Below are 18,525 nucleotides of genomic sequence, written 5' to 3'. Positions count from 1 at the left end.
GAGGCTATCGAGAAGGTTGGCGCACGGCTCCTGTTCCTCCCGCCATACTCCCCAGACTTCAACCCCATCGAGATGGCTTTCTCGAAGCTGAAGGCCCTGCTTAGAAAAGCCGCCGCCAGAACCATTGACGATCTCTGGTCAGCGGTCGCCGMCTGCCTCTCCGCCTTCACCCCGCAGGAATGCCGGCACTACTTCGAGGCGGCGGGATATGACCCGGACTAAATCGAATCTGCTCTAGTTTGTAAGGGACAAGGCTCTTGGGCCTGAGCGTCACGAGCTAGCACGCAATGGGGGTCAGCCAGAGGATGCTTTGCGGTGGCCGAGTGGCACTCCCCACCTTCGCTCGCTCTGATACTTCGGCGGCTGCCAACGTTCCCCTCCCCCTTGTGGGGAGGGGTTAGGGGTGGGGGTATGGTATGTGATCTGACAGGCGACAAGCGCGGGCGGAGATCAACCCCGGTCCGCAAACCAGACGTCGTGCGCGCCTGGCGGAAGGAACGCCGGTTCCCGCAGGCAGTCCCCGCGCCTCACAGCGCGAAGGCGCTGAGGCCCTGCGATCTGGTCAGCGCCTCGAACAGGCCCTGGCGGGTAATGTCGTTGTGGCGGATCATGATGTCGCGCGCCGCCTCCGGATCGCGCTTGCTCAGGACCTCGACGATCTGCCGGTGGTCGGCCTGCGTCTCGGTGCTGACGTCGCGCAGGCGCGCGCCGAGATAGAAGAAGCGCTCGAGTTCGTCGATCTGCTTCGCCAGCAGCTGGAAGAGACGTTCGTTGCCCGACGCCCTGGCGATCGCGAAGTGGAAGTCGCGGTTGGCCTTGATGAAGTTTTCGAGGCTCGGCGGCTCCGACTGATCATAGGCAATGTCTGCCAGCTTGCGCAGGTTCTCGATCTCCGGCTCGGTGATGCGCTTGCAGGCAAGCTCGGCCGCACCCGCCTCGAGAATCGTGCGCAGGTCGAACAGCTCGTTCATGTCGCCGAAGGTGACCGGCACGATCTGATAGCCGCGGCGCGGGAAGGAACGCACCAGCCCCTCGGCGCGCAGGTTCGCGAGCGCCTCGCGCACCGGCGTCTTCGACATCTTGAAGCGGTCGGCGAGCTCGGCCTCGGAAATCTCGGTTCCCGGCGCCAGCGCGCAGGTCAGGATCTCCTTGCGCAGCATCGCGTAGACGCTCTCGGTGAGCGACGTCGCCTTCTTCTTCTTGCGCGCCGTGCCGCCGGTTGCCCTGGCTGCGGCAGTGCCGCCCGCGGCCTTGCGCCGTGCTGGTGTCGTAGCCATTCGCTGCCCCTGTTGATCTCTCATTGTCCCCTCCGCAGCTCCCCCGCTGCCCGTGCCCGTGCAGGCACGCTGAGCATATCAGGTGATATCTGAATGAACCTGCATAAGCAAATATTTGCAGCGCACGGATTATCTTGCAGTTGTTCATCCACATGGCAGGTGGTGCCCGGCGGCGGCTGGCGCCCCGCAGGTCGCGCCCTGCACTTAGGTGGCCGTGCCGGACCGACTCACCCGAACTCTGCAAGCAGCCCAAAATGCGGGCTAACACCGCACAATTGCTGGGCATTCTGCCTGCTGACGCTGCGTCTCCCTTCGTCTGGAAATCCTTCTTGATATATTACGTGCAATATGTTGTGTTGTCTGCGTGGACGGACTGACCCGGTCCGAAGGGTGCGCAAGGTTCGCGCGTCATCGGTCTTCATTTCACCTCGCAGGTAAAGCTGCGGGGCGCACGGGTCCGGTACGGCGACAACATTTCTCGACAGCGCTGAAAGCGGCCGCTTTTCGCGGCGCATCGGCAGGCTGTGCGCGAGCGCAAAGGACTGACAATGGCACTACTCGACGAAACGGCGCGCGGCGTCTTCGTGATCTCGGTGACGCCCTTCAGGGCGGACGGATCGCTGGATTTCGACAGCCTCGACCGCGTCACCGACTTTTATTTCGAAGCCGGCGCGGATGGCTTGACCATCCTCGGCATGATGGGCGAGGCTCCGAAGCTGACCGCGGCGGAGTCGCGCCAGGTGATCGAGCGCGTGACGAAGCGCGCAAGCGGCAAGCCCGTCGTCGTGGGCGTTTCTTCGCCCGGCTTCGCAGCGCTTGCGGACCTGTCGCACGAGGCGATGGACCTTGGCGCTGCCGGCGTGATGATCGCGCCGCCGATGAGCCTGCGCACCGACGCGCAGATCCTTGGCTACTACCGCCAGGCCTGCAATTTCCTCGGCAAGGACGTTCCGGTGGTGCTGCAGGACTTCCCGCTCGCGACCACGGTTCAGATTTCGGACGATCTGCTCGGCCGCCTGATCGATGAACTGCCGCAGATCGTCATGCTCAAGCACGAGGACTGGCCGGGCCTTTCCAAGATCACCAAGCTGCGCGAAGCAGAAGCGAAGGGCCGCCGCCGCATTTCGGTACTCTGCGGCAATGGCGGCGTCTTCCTGCCGGAAGAAGTCGCGCGAGGCGCGGACGGCGCGATGACCGGCTTCGGCTATCCGGAAATGCTGGTGCAGGTCGTCGATCTTGCCAGCCGCGGCGAGATGGACCGCGCGCAGGACATCTTTGACGCCTACCTGCCGCTGGTTCGCTACGAGCAGCAGCCGGGCGTCGGCCTTGCGGTTCGCAAATATGTTCTGGCGCGCCGCGGCGCGATCGCTTCGGCGGCGCAGCGGCAGCCGGGTGCGGCACTCGATCCGGTCGCGCAGGCCGAGGTCGAGCGGCTGCTTGCTCGTCAGGAAAAGCGTTTGGCGGAGTTGGGTTGATGGATTTTGGTCTTTCCGGGCGCAAGGCCCTCGTAGTTGGCGCAAGCCGTGGCCTGGGTGCCGCAAGCGCCAGGATGCTCGCCGCCGAGGGCGCGAAGGTGTTCGGCGCCGCGCGCAACCTTGAGGCGGTTTCCGAGTGGTCGCAGGGCCTCGACGTGACGCCCGTCAAGCTCGATCTCACCGATCCGGCTTCCGTCGCCGCGCTCGGCGCGCAGATGGCCGAAGAAGGCATCGACATCCTCGTCAACAATTCAGGCGGCCCGGCCGCCGGCCCGGCGCGCGGCCAGTCGGCTGCCGCCTGGCAGGCCGCGTTCGCCAACATGGCGACGTCGATCTTCTCGCTCACCGACCTGCTGCTTCCCGGCATGATCGAGCGCGGCTTTGGCCGCATCATCACCATCGGCTCGTCGGGCATCATCTCGCCGATCCCCGGCCTTGCGCTGTCGAACGGCGTGCGCGGCGCGGTTGCCGGCTGGTCGAAGACGCTGGCGGCTGAAGTCGCCGCAAGCGGCGTGACCGTCAACATGGTGCTGCCGGGCCGCATCGCGACCGACCGCGTCCGCGAGCTCGACGAGGGCAAGGCCAAGCGCCTTGGCGCCTCGCTCGAAGCGATCGAGGCCGAGAGCCGCGCCACCATACCGGCCGGTCGCTACGGCAAGCCGGAGGAATTCGGCGCCGTCGTCGCCTTCCTTGCCAGCCAGCAGGCAAGCTTCGTCACCGGATCGATGATCCGCGTCGACGGCGGCATGCTGCGCAACCACTGATCCCGTGCGCGCCCCTTCATCGGGGCGCGCATCCCCCTTGCCGATGAGCTTCAGGTGACAAGAACCGCCACCCGGACAGCGAAATCGACGCGCGCCCTGTCGCTGACCGAGCAGGTTTGCGAGGCGCTGCGCACCGACATCCTCACCTGCCGGCTCCGGCCCGGCGAGGATCTCAACGAGGCGCAGATCGCCGACCGTTTCGGCATCTCCAAGACGCCGGCGCGCGAGGCGCTGGCGCAGCTGCGCCAGGAAGGGCTGGTTCGCTCCTTCCAGCGGCGCGGCTATCAGGTGGCGCCCGTTACCCTCGCCGACATGGACCAGATCTTTGAGGTGCGTATGGTGCTGGAGGCGGGAGCCGCCGAACGCGCCTGCCTGCGCGTGACGCCCGAGAAGATCGAGCGGCTGCGGCTCATCGCCAGCGATGAGCCGCAGCCGGGCGAGGGGCCGCTCGGCGACCGTTTCCGCCGCAACCGCGAGTTTCATCTGGCGATCGCCGAAGCTGCCGGCAATGCGCGGCTTACCGAGCACCTGTCGCGCCAGCTCTATGCGCTCGAGCGCATTTTTTACCTTGGCGCCCAGCTTGGCCAGACCGGCCAGGATACGAGGGTCACCCACGCCGAGATCGTCGAGGCGATCGCCCGCCGCGACCCCGTCGCCGCCCGCGCCGTGGTCACGCGCCACAATGAGGAAACGCGCCAGGGGCTGTTCCAGTCGCTCGCCGCCGGCCTCGGGCTGGAGATGCTGGCGCTGTAGACAACAGCCGCACCCGCCATCGTTTTCGCCGACGTTCGAGCTGTCCGGTTGGTCTCCCGCCGTAGGCACTCCACGAGCCCCCTCCGCCGCCTTCGGCGTCACCTCCCCCGCGCTGCGGGGGAGGATCCGGGTCGTGCGTTTCAGGGGCGGCGCGCATAACTGGCAGCGATTGCTCACGAAGCAGAACCTCGGAGGTCGATCCAGCCGGATCCTCCCCCACATGTGGGGGAGGGGGACCACCGAAGGTGGTGGAGGGGGCGTGACAGAGCGGGGCATTTCTGAAGTCTGTGCTTTTTTCGGCGCAGACCTGCACAGGTGGCATTTCACGAGCCCCCTCCGCCGCCTTCGGCGTCACCTCCCCCGCACTGCGGGGGAGGATCCGGGCCGTATGTTTCATTGAGCGTGGCGTGTCACCGGCAAGGCTTGCGGTGCGCAGCGCGCTCTTCACCCCACATGCCCGATTCTCCTGCGCCCTGACCGGGCTCCCTCTCTCCCCGCGAAAATTAGCCGGCGAAGGGTCTGGTCGCTGATGAAGATTTAGGCAGCGGGCCGTGAAGGTGCCTAAACGAGCGCCATTCTGACGCTCCGTCAGCCGCAATCCACAGCCGCAAAGTGCGGCGCAATATCGCGATTCCCGCAAATCCCACCCGTTCGGCGTTGTAATGCTCATGCGCCGGAAAGCGTGTCTGATTAAGCAGTAGGCAATCCATCCTAACGTATTGAAATACCATCAAAATTATCAATTTGACCAGCCATTTTTGTGGTATATTATAAAAATATCAGCAGGAACAGGGCTGATATCCAGCAAGGGGAAATTCCTAGAAATGATGAAGAGTGCTCTTCTCTCGTTGCTCGTTGCGGGCACCGCTCTCACCGCCGCTCCGGCTCTTGCCGACGACGCCGCCTCGATCGCCGAAAACCTGTTCAGCGAACCGCAGGTCGTCACCGATCTTCCGAAGCCGTGGCCGCTGAAGAATCTCGTCAACGCGGGCAAGCTGACGATCGGCACCACGGGCGCCTCGCATCCGCGCACCTATGTCGACCCGGTCACCGGCAAGCTCGCGGGTTCCTATGTCGAGCTGTTCTCGAAGCTCGCAGAAGACCTCGGCCTCGAGCCCGAATTCGTCCAGCTCGAGTGGGCCGGCATCTTGCCGGGCCTGACCGCCAACCGTTTCGACATCGCCTGCGACGGCGGCAGCTGGACGGCCGAGCGCCTCGGCTCCGACCAGTTCCTGATGACGGCTCCGACCGCGGTCAACGCCACCGTCGGCCTGACGCTGAAGGATTCCGGCATCGACAGCTTCGCCGACCTCGGCGATGACAAGGTCCTCGGCGGCGTTCGCGGCGAGGTCTACTTCGAGGGCGCCGTGAAGGCATACCCGGATGCCGAGTCGATCGACTTTCCGGGCTACCAGGAGTCGCTGCTAGGCCTCGCCAACGGCCAGGCTGACGTCGTTGCCACGCACCTGTCGAACGCCCTCAACGCGCTCGAGACCGCGCCGAACAAGGACCAGCTGAAGATCGTCGGCCCTGCCGTCCAGACCTTCGCCCAGGGCCTGTGCATCAACCCGCGCGAGGCGGACCTGCTGGTCGCGGTCAACACGCTGCTCGGCAACTACCGCGCCGACGGCACGCTGCAGGCGATCATCGGCAAGCATGCGCCCAACTCGTTCGAAGTCCAGGGCCTGAAGGCCATCGGCTACTAACAGGGACGGGTGGCCGTGGATCTCGATTTCTCCATTCTCCTGAATGTGTGGCCTGCCCTGGCCGCCGGGGCTGCGACCACCCTCAAGCTCACCGGAGCGGTTCTTCTGGCCGCCACCCCGTTCGGGGTGGCGCTCGCCCTCCTTGCCAACTCGAACCGGCCACTGGTCGGCGCATCGATCGCGTCGGTCAGCTGGGTGATGCGCGGCGTGCCGCCGCTGCTGATCCTGTTCTTCTGCTTTTTCGGCCTGCCCCAGCTCGGCATCACGCTCGAGCCATTCGCTTCCGCCTTCCTGGCGATGACCGCCTACATGGCGTTCTACTTCGCGGAGATCTTCCGCTCCGGCCTTGCCTCGGTGCCCGCCGGGCAGTGGCAGGCGGCCCGCGCGCTCGGCATGTCGCCGCTGCGAACTCTGGTGCGCATCATCATTCCGCAGGCGATCCCCGCCGCGCTGCCGGGCTTCGTCAGCCACGCCACCGAAATCCTCAAGGGCACCGCGCTCAGCGCCGCCGTGGCGGTGCCGGAGCTGACCTCGGCCGCACGGCGCGTCTTCGCGGTCACCTACAAGCCATTCGAAATCTTCATTGCTGCCGCGATCATCTACGCGTTCCTCGACGGTCTGCTGCTCTGCATCCAGCTGATCGGCGAACGCTGGGCTGACCGGCGCCGCAACCGGAGGGCCGGCTGATGTCGAAGCTCGACACGCTCCTCACCTATGCCCCCGATCTCTGGCAGGGTTTCTTCCTCACGATCTGGCTGACGATCCTGACCCTCGTCATCTCGCTGCCCTTCGCGCTCGCCGTCGCGCTGGTGCGCGATGCGAAAATTCCGGTCGCGAAGACGGTGCTGGCGGTGTTCGTCAACATCTTCCGCATGCTGCCGGCGCTGCTGGTGCTGTTCTTCATCTTCTACGGCGCGCCCTCGCTCGGCATCCGGCTGTCGCCGGTGACCGCCGCGGTGATCGGCATGACGGTCATGGCCGTCGCCTACATGTCCGAGGACATCCGCGGCGCGCTGCAGTCGGTCGACCAGCGCCAATATGCGGCAAGCAAGGCGCTGGGCCTCAGCTACGCCCACACCATCCGCCGCATCATCCTGCCGCAGGCGATCCCGGTGCTGATCCCGCCACTGATGACCCGCGCGATCATCGTCATGAAGGGCACCTCGATCGCCTCCTTCGTCTCGGTGGCGGAGCTGACCGCCCAGGCGAGCCGCGCGACCTCGATCTCGTTCGAACCGTTCATTTTCCTCGGCCTTGCGGGCGTCGGCTACCTGCTCATCGCCGGCCTGCTCGCCATCCTCCAGTTCGCCGCGGAGCGCCATGTGCGCCGCCGCTACCGCCTCAAGGCCGGCTACTGACTTGAAGGACAAGCACATGAGTTCACCGCTCACACCGATGGTCGAAGTGACCAATCTGCACAAGGCGTACGGTCCGATCGTCGCCCTCGCCGGCGTGGACCTGTCCCTCCAGCCAGGCGAGGTGGTGTCGGTCATCGGCGGGTCCGGCTCCGGCAAGTCGACGCTGCTGCGCTGCATCAACTACCTCGACCCGCCGGACCAGGGTGTCGTGCTGATCAACGGCAACCGCATCGGCGACGGCGGCCCGCACGTTCCGGAGCGCATCCTGCGCAAGCACCGCGCCGAGATCGGCATGGTGTTCCAGAGCTTCAACCTGTTCCCGCACATGACCGTGCTGCAGAACGTGATCGAAGCGCCCTGCGCCGTGCGCGGCACACCGAAGAAGGAGGCGATCGAACTCGCCTACGATCTGCTCGCCAGCGTCGGCGTTCGTGACAAGGCGGAAAGCTTCCCGTCGGAGCTGTCGGGCGGCCAGCAGCAGCGCGTTGCGATTGCCCGCGCCCTCGCCATGAAGCCGCAGGTGATGCTGTTCGACGAGCCGACCTCGGCGCTCGATCCGGAGCTGGTCGGCGAGGTGCTGAACGCGATGAAGCAGCTCGCCAGGGAAGGCATGACCATGCTCGTCGTCACGCACGAGATGGATTTCGCCGAAGAGGTCTCCAACCGCGTCGCCTTCTTCTCCGAGGGCAAGATCGTCGAGGTCGGCGCGCCGAAGGAGGTCCTGCGCAATCCGCAGCATCCGCGCCTGCAGGCCTTCCTGTCCCGCCTGAATTCCCACTGAACCGGCAGCAGACCCACCGCAAATGCGTCACTACCCAAATCTGTTCAGGCCGCTGGCGATCAACGGCTGCGAGATCCGCAACCGCATCGTCCTGACGGGACACGGTACCGGCATGCCGCGCGACGGCACGCCGAACCAGCACGTCATCGACTACTACGCCGAACGCGCCAAGGGCGGCGTCGGCCTGATCATGCTGGGCACCCAGCAGGTGCATCCGTCCTCGCCGGGCATCACGGGGCTCCTCTGCAACTATTCCGACGCGATCATCGAGCCGCTGCGCAAGCTGGCCGGGACCGTCCATTCCCATGGCGGCAAGGTGTTCGGCTATATCGGCCACATGGGCTTTGCGACCTCCGCGCGCCCGACGCCGCTGTGGTCGGCTTCGCCCAACTACGAGATGAAGTACGGCGAAGTCGCGCATCCGATGAGCCGCGAGGAAATCGCGGAAGTGGTCGCCGCCTTCGCCGATGCCGCTGAGCGCAACATCAAGGCCGGGCTGGACGGCGTCCAGGTCCATTGCGGCCACGGTCTTCTGGTGCAGCAGTTCCTGTCGCCGCTCACCAACCAGCGCACCGACGAATATGGCGGCGACGTCGTCGGCCGCACCCGCTTTGCCCGCGAGATCCTGACGGCGGTGCGCGAGCGCATCGGTCCCGACGTGCCGCTCGGCATCCGCATCTCGGGCGACGAGCTCATACCGGGCGGCCTGACGGTCGACGACATGTGCGAGATCACGCCGATGCTGGTCGATGCCGGAAAGCTCGACTTCGTGGACGTTTCGGCCGGCAATGACGGCGACGTCATTTCCAACATGCTGCACGAGCCGCCGATGGGCCTGCCGTTCGCGCCCTACGCCTCGGTGTCGCGCCGCATCAAGGAAGCCTGCCCGGGTGTCACCATCATCCACGCGACCCGCATCGCCACCGCCGACGAGGCCGAGCAGCTGCTGGAGCGCCAGGATGCCGACATGGCCGGCATGGTGCGCCCGCTGATCGCCGACCCGTTCCTGCCGACCAAGGCGGCGAAGGGCGAGGCCGATACCGTCATCCCGTGCGTCGCCTGCGAGCAGGCCTGCTTCGGCCGCCTGTTCCGTGGTCTCCACATCTCCTGCGTCGGCAACCCCGTCACGGGTCGCGAGCGCCGCTGGTACGAGACGCCGGCCGCAACCCCGCGCCGCGTTGTGGTGGTCGGCGGCGGCCCGTCGGGCATGGAAGCCGCGCGCATCGCCGCCAAGCGCGGCCATCAGGTGACGCTCATCGACCGCCGCGATGAACTGGGCGGGCGCATGAACGTCGCGCGCCGCCCGCGCGGGCGCGCCGAATGGGGACGCATGATTGCCCAGAAGAGCGCGGCCCTTGCCCGCCTCGGCGTCGACGTGCGCCTCGGCCAGGAAGCCGATGCCGAAATGATCCTGTCGCTGAAGCCGGACGCGATCCTGCTGGCGACCGGCGGCGAGCCGCGACCGATCTCGATTCCGGGCGCCGAGACCGCGCCGGTGATGATCGTCGACGAGGCGGTGCTGAACCCGGACGCCGTCGGCGAGCGCGTGCTCGTCGTCGACAATCTCAACCGCACCCCGGCGATGGCGACTGCCATCGACCTCGCGCTGCGCGGCCGCAAGGTCGAACTGTGCACGCAGAGCTACTTCGCCGGCAAGAACCTTGTCGTGCAGAACCTTGCCTACTTCTCGCAGCAGGCCGCGCTTGCCGGCGTCGTCTTCACGCCATGCGTCAAGCCGGTCCGCTTCGAGGGCAAGAAGGTCACGCTGCAGAACGTGCTGACGCACCAGGACCTGCCGGCGAAGGAATACGACACCATCGTCATCGCCGATCCCGGCCTTCCCGAAACGAAGCTCGTCGAAGCCCTGTCGGGCTGCGGCGTCTACGTCCGCGCCATCGGCGATGCCTATGCACCCCGCGACATCGAAGCCGCCTTCCTCGACGGCTTCGAGGCAGCCCTTTCACTCTAGCCTACCAAGGAGAACACAATGCCTCTGCCTAAGGATTTCGTCCCGAGCGAGAACAAGATCCGCTGGTCGCGTCAGGAAGACGTCGATCTGACCTGGGTCCACAAGGGCCAGGAATTCTCGCATCGCCTGATCACGAAGAACCTGCACGGTTCGTCGATCTCGTTCCACATCACGACCTACATGCCGCACTTCGACGTCATGGTTGAGGGCGACGGCGTGCATGAGGTCGTCCTGTACTGCCTGCACGGCACCTCGCGCCAGATCGTCGAGGAGACCGGCGAAGAGCACATCTTCAAGCCGGGCGACGCGATGTACCTGCCGAAGAACTACCGCTACCGCCACATCATCGGCGAGTCCGGCCTGGTGATCGCGGTTGCCGCCAACCCGTCCAAGGAAGCCGGCGACATGTAAGGAATGGGCCCGGCGCGCAGTTTGCCCGCCGGGCATCCCTTTTTCTTGAGAAAGTAAGATTGATGAGAAGCCTTCTTTGGGAAGACCTGACGCGAACCGAGATTTGCGAGCTTCGCGATCAGAATGCACTGGTGATCATTCCAACCGGCGCGATCGAGCAGCACGCCGACTTCCTGTCCACCGACACCGACATCGTCCTGTCGTCGCAGGTGGCGATCCGCGCGGCTGAGCGCGTGACCAAGTTCCCGGTCGTCGTCGCGCCGCTTCTGCCCTTCGGCTTTTCTCCGCACCATCTGTCCTGGCCGGGCACGATCAGCCTGCGCCTTGAGACCTTCCTTGCCGTGCTGACCGACATGGTCAAGTCGATCTTCAATGCCGGCTTCAAGCGCGCTCTGTTCGTCAACGGCCATGGCGGCAACGAGGCGCCGCTGCGCGCGCTGTGCGGCCAGCTCGTCACCGACGGCTACGCAGTCGGCATGACCAACTATTTCACCCCGTCCGAGCCGTCCTGGATCCCGATGCTGAAGGGCGACCTGAAGCGCGGCGGCCACGCCTGCGAGCAGGAAACCGCCCTGATGCTGGCCCTGCACGAGAACGATCCGGAAGAGCAGCAGCGCATCCTCAAGCTGATCGAGGGCCTGCCGGCCCGCACCATGCAGCCGTGGATGGCTCCGAACTCGCCGATCGACCCAATCACCGAGGCCGGCGCCGGCTGGCCGCCGATCTTCCACGCCGATGATTGCGGCTACTACGGCGATCCGGGCAAGGCTGACATCGAGAACGGCAAGCTGATCCTCGAGGCGACGGTCGAGCGGCTCGCCCGCTTCTTCACCGAATACGGCGAAGCGACCTTCCGCCTGGGCGTCGCCCCAGACGCTGCGAAGCCCGGTTTTGCAAAGCCGCTGGCCTGAACCAACTGAAGCGCCAGCCGGAAGATAATCAATTCAATTACTTTGGTGGTAAGATGAAGATACTCGTGCTCAATCCCAATGGCTCGACGAGTGTAACCCAAACCATTTCCGAGAGCATCGCATCGCTGCGCGCCCGCAGCCAGCACGAGATCGTCTGCGACTATCTTCCGGCTGCGCCGCTCGGCATCGAGACCGACGCGCATGTTGCCGAGGTCGCGCCGATGGTCGCCAAGGCCGTCGAGGAGAGCGATGCCGACGTCATCGTCGTCGCCTGCTTCTCCGATCCGGGCGTCCAGCTCGCGCGCCAGATCACCCGGCGCCCGATCATCGGCATCGCCGAGGCTGCCTATTACGCAGCCCTTCAGTATGCGCCGCGCTTCGGCGTCATTTCCCTTGGGCCTTCGTCCATCGCCCGCCACGCGGCGCACATCGAGCGTCTGGGCCTCACGTCGCGTCTCGCGGGCGATCGCTCGATGCAGATGACGGTGGCCGAGGCCGCCGATCCGCATGGCGCCGCCGGCGCGGTCGCCCGCACCGGCACCGCCCTTCGCGACGAGGATGGTGCAGGCGTCGTCATTCTCGGCTGCGCCGGCATGGGCGCACACCGTCCGCGCCTGCAGGCCGAACTCGGCATTCCGGTCATCGACCCGGTTCAGGCGGCAACCGCAGCGGCCATCACCGCACTCGACCTCGAACTCAATGTGGGGGCACGCTAATCATGGAACTCGTCATTCGCGGGCGTGTCGTTACGCCGAATGAGATCATCGAAAACGGCTGGATAGCCGTCGCGGACGGCAAGATCGCGGCCATCGGCAGCGGCGAGGCGCCGGCGGCGGATGTCGTCGATGATCGCGGCGACGCCTTCATCCTGCCGGGCGCCGTCGACGGCCAGACGCACGCCACCAGCTATGGCGGCCTGCCGGGCATTGGCGACACGACGCGCTCGGCAATAGCCGGCGGCGTCACCACGCTGGTCGACATGCCCTACGACAATCCGGAGCCGCTGGACCGCCCCGAGCGCCTTGAGGCCAAGGTCGCGGCGATCGCCGCCCACTCCCACGCCGACATGGCGCTCTACGGCACGGTCTCGCGCGAGGTCGGCACCGACCACGTCGAGAAGCTGGTCGAAGGCGGCGTCGTCGCCTTCAAGATCTCATCCTTCGAGAGCAACCCGGTGCGCTTCCCGCGCATCGGCCAGGATCTGACGCTCGACCTGATGGAGAAGCTGGCGAAGACCGACCTTCCGCTCGGCCTCCACAACGAAGACCAGGAAATCGTTCGCGCCCGCATCGCCAAGGCGCAGGCCGAAGGCCGCGACGGCATCGTTGCCCACGCCGAGGCCCGCCCCGAGGCAGCTGAACTCGCGGCAACTGCGCAGTTCCTGGCGCTCGGCCAAGCCAGCGGCGCGCATGCGCATCCGGTTCACCTGACCACCGCCAACGGCTTCCGCATGGTCGAGGCCTTTGCCCGCCAGGGCGCCAAGGCAACCGGCGAACTCTGCGTCCACTATCTGTGGCTCGACGCGGCGCGTGACGGCCAGCGCCTTGGCGCACGCATGAAGGTCAACCCGCCGATCCGCCCCAACGCCGTCGACGGCCTTTGGGAGGTGCTGGAAAAGGGCCTCGTCGCCTTCGTCTCCTCCGACCATTCCAGCTGGCCGATCGACAACAAGCTGGTCGACTCGATCTTCGACGCGGGCGCGGGCGTTCCGGGCCTCGAGACGCTGGTGCCGGCCTTCTTCACCGCAGCGCAGCGCCGCGGCCTCGATGCGGCGAAGCTGACGGCCGAATATCTGTGCGAGCGCCCGGCGCGCTTCTTCGGCATCGACAACCGCAAGGGCGCGATCGAGGTCGGCCGCGAGGCGGACCTGATCGTGCTCGAGCCCGGCGCCTTCAAGTGGGACGAAGCGTCGGCCCATGACGGCCTGCGCTGGAGCCCGTTTGACGGCGAGACCTTCGACGCGCGCGTCGCCGGCACCTACCTGCGCGGCAAGCTCGCCTGGGACGGCGCGGAAGTCCTCGCGACGCCCGGGCAGGGCCGCTTCGTCCCGCGTCAGTCGAAGGGCTGGTACGCGGCGGCGTAAGCCCCTCCTGACACGCGACGCGGCTGCGCCGGGTAGTCACCCGCCCGGCGCAGCCCGGCCATCCGCGCGCAACCGCGCGAACCCAATCGATCCTCAGTACGGAACCTGGTCATGCAAACTGGATCGCAAGTCGGATCCCTGTGGGAAGCCATCGCCCCGGCGGGCAAGCAGTTCGCGCCGCTGCGCGCGAGCATCAAGGCCGACGTCGTCGTGGTCGGCGCCGGCTTTCTCGGCCTTTCCACCGCGCTGCATGCCGCCGAGGGCGGCCGCGACGTCGTGCTTATCGAAACGCACCAGCCGGGATTTGGCGCCTCGGGCCGCAACACCGGCTTTGTCGTGCCGAGCCTCAAGGCATCGCTCGGCCCTGCGGAAGTCACTCGCGCCCTCGGCGAAAAGCATGCCGACCGGCTGCTGCGCCTCGTCTCGGGATCAGGCGACACCGTCTTCAACCTGATCCGCCGTTTGAACATCGACTGCTCGGCGCTGCAGAACGGCTGGCTGCAGCCCGGCCACTCCCGCGAGGCCGAGGACGCATTGCAAAAGCGCCTGCCGCGCCTGCTGGCCGCCGGCATCAAGGCCGACTGGCTCGACCGCAAGGCGATGCTCGCCCAGACGGGCCTGCCGTTCCTGCACGGCGGCATCCGCGTGCTGACCGGCGGCTCGGTCAATCCGCTTGCCTATGCGCGCGGCCTTGCCCGTGCGGCGGAAGCTGCCGGCGTGCGCGTCTTCGGCGACAGCCCGGTCATCTCTGTCGAAAAGACGGGCAATGGCTGGCGTGTTCGTACCGCACATGGCGAGGTGGTCGCAGAACGCGTGGTCATGACCACCAATGCGCTGATCGGCAATCTCCTGCCGGCGCTGCGCGCCTCGATCATCCCGGCCCGCGTCTTCCAGATCGCGACGCAGGTGATGCCTGAGGACGTGCGCCAGCGCCTGCTGCCCGCCATGGCGCCGGTCGCGGATACCCGCCGCCACACATTCGCGCTGCGCTGGTCGCCGGACGGCCGGCTCGTCACCGGCGGCATGGTCGCGCCGCTGCCCGGCCGTCTCGCTCTCGCCGAGAAGAAGTTCAGGAAGCGGCTGGAAAGACTGGTGCCGGGCCTGCCGGAAGTGCGCGCCGAATACAGCTGGACCGGGGTCATTGCCGGAACGCTCGACTTCCTTCCGCGCCTGATGCGGCTGGAACCGGGCCTCGACGCCGTCATCGGCTGCAATGGCCGCGGCATCGCGCTCACCACCTCGCTCGGCCGCGAGGTCGGCATGTGGCTGGCGGGCCAGGTCGGCGACGACCAGCTCACGCTGCCCGTCACCGCACCGCGGCCGGTGCCGTTCAGCAGCATTTCCGGCATCATGCCGGACATGATCCTTCCCGTATGGGAAGCACGCGACGCCTACGAGGCAAGGTTCCGGTAAGCCGAACCGCGTAGGGGAAGCACGCGCGGGCGAGGGGGGCTTGCCCGGCGCAACAAAGGCGTCACGGGCTCTTGCTCCCGTGACGCCTTGTGTTTTTGGACTCCGGCACGACGAGGCCAGGGGCAACTGAATGGGCTGCGGCCGCTGCAACCCGTCAGGGAAGCGGCGTTCCGGCGACACCCTGCCGTTCCGCAGCCTCGAGGACGAGGCTCSCCGCCACCAGATCCTCGACGGAACGGCCTTCCGACAGGAACACGCGAACGCCATCATCCGGAACGAGAGACCGGTCGGCGAGCACCGCCGCGAGGTCGAGCATCCCGTCATAGTGGCGGCCAAATTCGCTCCGGTGATCCGCCCACTCATCCTTGAGCCGCTCCGCGCGATCCGACACGACGGCGGRTGSCGCGCGCACCAGCGCAAGGTCGACCTCGCTGCCGGAAGGATGGAACGGTCCCACCGAGGCGATGAGCGCGTCGGGCTTCGTCTCGCCGAGCCGCMCCACCGGCTCGTGGGCAATCGTCGTCAGCACGATCGTGTCGGCGGCCGAGACAGCCTCCTTCAGCGAGACGGCCTTTGCCGGCAGCCCGGTCAGCGCCCTGACCTTCTCCGCACTCTGGGCGGCACGTTCGGGATTGTCGTTGGCCGATGCCACCAGTACGGCCTCAAAATCGGTGTCGATGGAAAGGGTTTCGGCATGCGCGTTGAGCTGGACGCCGGTGCCGATCAGCGCCAGCACGCCGTCGCGCTTCATGCCCATGGCGCGCAGCGCCAGCGTCGTCGTCGCGGCGGTGCGCAGCGCGGTGATGCGGCGGCCGTCCATGATGGCGCGGATGCGGCCGGTAACGGCGTCCATGACGATGATGATTGCGTCGATCTTGGGAAGGCCCCGCCCGGGATTGGAGAGCACGCCCGACAGCACCTTGGTCGAGGCAATCCCCGCTGCGGGCCAATACGCTGGAAAGGCGACATAGTTCGCGCCATGCTCATGCGCATCAATGCGCAGCGGCCTTGGCTCCGCAAGCAGCCCGGCGGCTGAATCCGCAAAGGCGGCCTCCAGCCGCTCCATCAATGCGGCGGGCTCCAGCAGCCGCGTCACCTCTTCTTCGCTGAACCACACCGCCCGCATCGCAATTCCCTTCCTGTCCCTGAACGCGGACGAAAGTCGCGTTCGCAGAAGCGACTTAGACCTGGGTCATCGTCTTAGGAAGGGGAGGGGGAGAACGTTACTGTGAAGAACACCGGAGGATGGAATTCCGAGCCTGAGCTTAAATGCTCACCGTCCCTGATGCTCCGAGTCCTTCTCGGACGAGGGATGCTCCCTGCGCGCGGCGAGGGCGCGTTGCAACTTGAGAGCGAGGTCCAGAAGACGTTCGGGGACGGGTTCCTTCTCGATCTCGCGCAGGAGGAACTCAAACTCGCCTTCGCCTTGCGCCGGGCTGCTCTTGTTGCCTGAAGCCTGGCTATCCTGGATGCCTGATTTATTCAGTTTCGGCATTTCCTGCCCCACTGTCGTACGGCCACCCCCGCCTTGATATTTCAGCGAATCGCGCGCGGTTCAAGTACCCCACCAGCAAACGCCGGAAATTCCGGCAATTTTGCGCTGGTGTGGCGTACTGACACCACTTTTCCTGTACTTTTGCCCCGTTTGACCCCTCTGGCGGCGCAAAACTCGTCCGCCAGGCCGAAAAGCGGCGCGGCCGGGGCCGCGCCTTTTCGGGGTCAGGCGGCCTTGGCGCGCTGGTTGGCGGAGGCGTCCGCGAGCGCGGTGAGATCCGCGTCGGTCTTGCTTTCTTCCTCAAGCGTCTGCTCGAGGAGGGCAACCGCATCCTTGAGGCCGAGTTCCTGCGCCCAGCGGCGCAGCGTGCCGTAGCGGGTGATCTCGTAGTGCTCGACGGCCTGGGCCGACGATATCAGGCCGGCGTCAAGCGCAGCGGTGCCCTTGAACTCGTCCATGATTTCCTCGCCCTCGGAGATGATGCCCTCGATCGCGTCGCAGGTCTTGCCGCGGGCCGGCTTGCCAAAAATCTCGAACACCTGCTGCAGGCGCTCGATCTGGCCCTCGGTCTCCTCGCGATGCTTCTCGAACGCAGCCTTGAGCTCGTCAGACTGCGCGGCGCGCTGCATCTTGGGCAGCGTCTTCAGGATCTTGCGCTCGGCGTAGTAAATGTCCTTGAGGGTGTCGTGGAACAGATCTTCCAGGGTCTTTTCCTTGGCCATTCTTGTTTTCCTTTTTCTTGAGAAATTCGGGCCGGTGTTCCGGACCCTACCAACGGGCGGGCAGGGCCATTGTTCCGCCTGAACCGGTGAAATCGCCTGCGGCGGGGGAACGGCGGGCGAGGCGAAGGCTGCATCATCCTCCAGAACAAAACCGCGCGATCGCAGTTAGGATGGTTTTCGAGGCAAGCCAGGACCATCGACGATGACAGACATCGACCGGGAAGAACGCATCCGCATCCGCGCCCACGAGATCTGGGAGCGGGGAGGCAGGCGCGAGGGGGAGGAAAAGGACAACTGGGAACAGGCGCGGCGGGAGATCGAGATGGAGGAGGAGGACGCGGCCGGCCTGAAGGACGCCGTCACCGAGACGATCGGCCTTGCCGTCGGCCAGGAGCCCGAGGAGCCGCAACCCGGCGCGCAGCATTCGCAGGAACCCGCCGAAGGCAGCCGCGAGACGGTGAAGAAGCAGCTGGCGCGAAAGAAGAAGCAGGTGGGGTGAGGGGAGGAGCGGAAGGCGGAGGGGGCGCCAGTGCGGGGATTTTCGTCTTACCTGCGTGCTCTTGGCCTGGTGCACCCCCACCCCTAACCCCTCCCCACAAGGGGGAGGGGAATGTTGATCATCTCAGGCGACTCAGCCTTCGTCAGCGGCTTTATAGCCCGGAGTTTGACAGGCACTGCGGCTTTGAGCGGCTTCGGTGTCCGCGACAAGGTTTTCGCCTTGGCCAGGAGCCGGACGAGCCGCAACCCGGCGCGCAGCATTCGCAGGAACCCGCCGAAGGCAGCCGCGAGACGGTGAAGAAGCAGCTGGCAAGAAAGAAGAAGCAGGTGGGGTAGGGAAAGAAGGGGCGCGGCGGAAGGAGCGGATGGCGGAGTGAGTTGCGCCGCCGCCGTGATTTTCGTCTTTCCTCTGCGCTTTCTCCTAGCTTGGTGCCCCCCCCCCCGGATCCTCCCCAGCAGCGCGGGGGAGGTGACGCCGAAGGCGGCGGAGGGGGCGCGTGAAATGCTGCCTGCGGAAGCTGGCGCAGAAAACGAAGACTTCCGCGATGCCCCACTCCGTTACGCCCCCTCCACCATGCTTCGCATGGTCCCCCTCCCCCACAAGTGGGGGAGGATCTGGCGGGATCAGTCGCTCAGGTGTCGCTTCGTGAGCGATCGCTTACATACATGCGCACCGCCCACTAGAGCAGATTCGATTTAGTCCGGGTCATATCCCGCCGCCTCGAAGTAGTGCCGGCATTCCTGCGGGGTGAAGGCGGAGAGGCAGKCGGCGACCGCTGACCAGAGATCGTCAATGGTTCTGGCGGCGGCTTTTCTAAGCAGGGCCTTCAGCTTCGAGAAAGCCATCTCGATGGGGTTGAAGTCTGGGGAGTATGGCGGGAGGAACAGGAGCCGTGCGCCAACCTTCTC

Annotated in this window: 20 protein-coding genes; 15 read left to right on the top strand and 5 right to left on the bottom strand. The window is 66.2% G+C overall.

Annotated elements, in window-relative coordinates; all coding sequences use genetic code 11:
• Positions 1 to 222: transposase (locus L610_RS15705; RefSeq protein ID WP_186441526.1), on the top strand; the 222-nt coding region annotated here is incomplete at its 5' end.
• 305 nt (positions 223 to 527) lie between these two features.
• Here L610_RS15705 and L610_RS15700 read toward each other — a convergent pair.
• Positions 528 to 1,277, bottom strand: a complete 750-nt coding sequence (locus L610_RS15700) for a GntR family transcriptional regulator (RefSeq protein WP_024849356.1) — start codon at positions 1,275 to 1,277, stop codon at positions 528 to 530.
• A gap of 548 nt (positions 1,278 to 1,825) precedes the next feature.
• Here L610_RS15700 and L610_RS15695 point away from each other — a divergent pair.
• The 13 genes from L610_RS15695 to L610_RS15635 all read left to right on the top strand — a co-directional run bounded on the left by L610_RS15695 (position 1,826) and on the right by L610_RS15635 (position 14,901).
• Positions 1,826 to 2,752, top strand: a complete 927-nt coding sequence (locus tag L610_RS15695; protein ID WP_144706213.1) for a dihydrodipicolinate synthase family protein — start codon at positions 1,826 to 1,828, stop codon at positions 2,750 to 2,752.
• Entirely contained in the window at positions 2,752 to 3,516 is a 765-nt protein-coding gene (locus tag L610_RS15690; protein ID WP_144706211.1) for an SDR family oxidoreductase, read from the top strand. Before L610_RS15695 ends, L610_RS15690 begins: the two co-directional genes overlap by 1 nt.
• Before the next feature lie 54 nt (positions 3,517 to 3,570).
• Positions 3,571 to 4,269 carry a GntR family transcriptional regulator gene (locus L610_RS15685; RefSeq protein WP_144706209.1) on the top strand — a complete coding sequence of 233 codons (699 nt, stop codon included), beginning with the start codon at positions 3,571 to 3,573 and terminating at the stop codon, positions 4,267 to 4,269.
• A gap of 824 nt (positions 4,270 to 5,093) precedes the next feature.
• Positions 5,094 to 5,975, top strand: a complete 882-nt coding sequence (locus tag L610_RS15680) for an ABC transporter substrate-binding protein (protein ID WP_144706207.1) — start codon at positions 5,094 to 5,096, stop codon at positions 5,973 to 5,975.
• A gap of 15 nt (positions 5,976 to 5,990) precedes the next feature.
• On the top strand, positions 5,991 to 6,662 hold the full coding sequence (locus tag L610_RS15675; protein ID WP_186441524.1) for an amino acid ABC transporter permease: 672 nt from the start codon (positions 5,991 to 5,993) through the stop codon (positions 6,660 to 6,662).
• Positions 6,662 to 7,333, top strand: coding sequence for an amino acid ABC transporter permease (locus L610_RS15670; RefSeq protein WP_144706203.1), 672 nt, complete (start codon positions 6,662 to 6,664; stop codon positions 7,331 to 7,333). Before L610_RS15675 ends, L610_RS15670 begins: the two co-directional genes overlap by 1 nt.
• A 16-nt stretch (positions 7,334 to 7,349) precedes the next feature.
• On the top strand, positions 7,350 to 8,114 hold the full coding sequence (locus L610_RS15665) for an amino acid ABC transporter ATP-binding protein (protein ID WP_305765056.1): 765 nt from the start codon (positions 7,350 to 7,352) through the stop codon (positions 8,112 to 8,114).
• Between the two features lie 22 nt (positions 8,115 to 8,136).
• The gene (locus tag L610_RS15660) at positions 8,137 to 10,083 is read left to right on the top strand and encodes an FAD-dependent oxidoreductase (protein WP_144706201.1); all 1,947 of its coding nucleotides are present in this window, start codon (positions 8,137 to 8,139) and stop codon (positions 10,081 to 10,083) included.
• Between the two features lie 18 nt (positions 10,084 to 10,101).
• Positions 10,102 to 10,494 (top strand): ectoine synthase, encoded by a 393-nt coding sequence (locus L610_RS15655; protein WP_144706199.1) that lies wholly within the window; start codon positions 10,102 to 10,104, stop codon positions 10,492 to 10,494.
• 62 nt (positions 10,495 to 10,556) lie between these two features.
• A complete protein-coding gene (locus L610_RS15650; protein WP_144706197.1) occupies positions 10,557 to 11,405 on the top strand; it encodes a creatininase family protein in 849 nt (282 codons plus the stop codon).
• 53 nt (positions 11,406 to 11,458) lie between these two features.
• A complete protein-coding gene (locus L610_RS15645; protein WP_144706195.1) occupies positions 11,459 to 12,121 on the top strand; it encodes an aspartate/glutamate racemase family protein in 663 nt (220 codons plus the stop codon).
• Positions 12,122 to 12,123: 2 nt separating this feature from the next.
• Entirely contained in the window at positions 12,124 to 13,488 is a 1,365-nt protein-coding gene (locus tag L610_RS15640; protein WP_144706193.1) for a dihydroorotase family protein, read from the top strand.
• Between the two features lie 111 nt (positions 13,489 to 13,599).
• Positions 13,600 to 14,901, top strand: coding sequence for an FAD-binding oxidoreductase (locus L610_RS15635; protein WP_144706191.1), 1,302 nt, complete (start codon positions 13,600 to 13,602; stop codon positions 14,899 to 14,901).
• A 154-nt stretch (positions 14,902 to 15,055) separates the two neighbouring features.
• On the opposite strand, the gene L610_RS15630 is transcribed toward L610_RS15635, so the two are convergent.
• The 3 genes from L610_RS15630 to L610_RS15620 all read right to left on the bottom strand — a co-directional run bounded on the left by L610_RS15630 (position 15,056) and on the right by L610_RS15620 (position 17,118).
• A complete protein-coding gene (locus L610_RS15630) occupies positions 15,056 to 16,027 on the bottom strand; it encodes a hypothetical protein (RefSeq protein ID WP_144706189.1) in 972 nt (323 codons plus the stop codon).
• Positions 16,028 to 16,174: 147 nt separating this feature from the next.
• Positions 16,175 to 16,396: a hypothetical protein gene (locus L610_RS15625; RefSeq protein WP_186441522.1), complete on the bottom strand. Its 222-nt coding sequence runs from the start codon at positions 16,394 to 16,396 to the stop codon at positions 16,175 to 16,177.
• 224 nt (positions 16,397 to 16,620) lie between these two features.
• Positions 16,621 to 17,118: a ferritin-like domain-containing protein gene (locus tag L610_RS15620; protein WP_144706185.1), complete on the bottom strand. Its 498-nt coding sequence runs from the start codon at positions 17,116 to 17,118 to the stop codon at positions 16,621 to 16,623.
• Between the two features lie 202 nt (positions 17,119 to 17,320).
• Here L610_RS15620 and L610_RS15615 point away from each other — a divergent pair, with 202 nt between their 5' ends.
• Positions 17,321 to 17,617 (top strand): DUF2934 domain-containing protein, encoded by a 297-nt coding sequence (locus tag L610_RS15615; RefSeq protein ID WP_144706183.1) that lies wholly within the window; start codon positions 17,321 to 17,323, stop codon positions 17,615 to 17,617.
• Positions 17,618 to 18,312: 695 nt separating this feature from the next.
• On the opposite strand, the gene L610_RS15610 is transcribed toward L610_RS15615, so the two are convergent.
• On the bottom strand, positions 18,313 to 18,525 hold a 213-nt coding region (locus L610_RS15610), incomplete at its 5' end, for a transposase (protein WP_186441520.1).

The sequence above is a fragment of the Aminobacter sp. J44 genome (assembly GCF_007829415.1).
GTDB lineage: Bacteria > Pseudomonadota > Alphaproteobacteria > Rhizobiales > Rhizobiaceae > Aerobium.
This window is presented reverse-complemented; position numbering and strand designations above follow the sequence as displayed.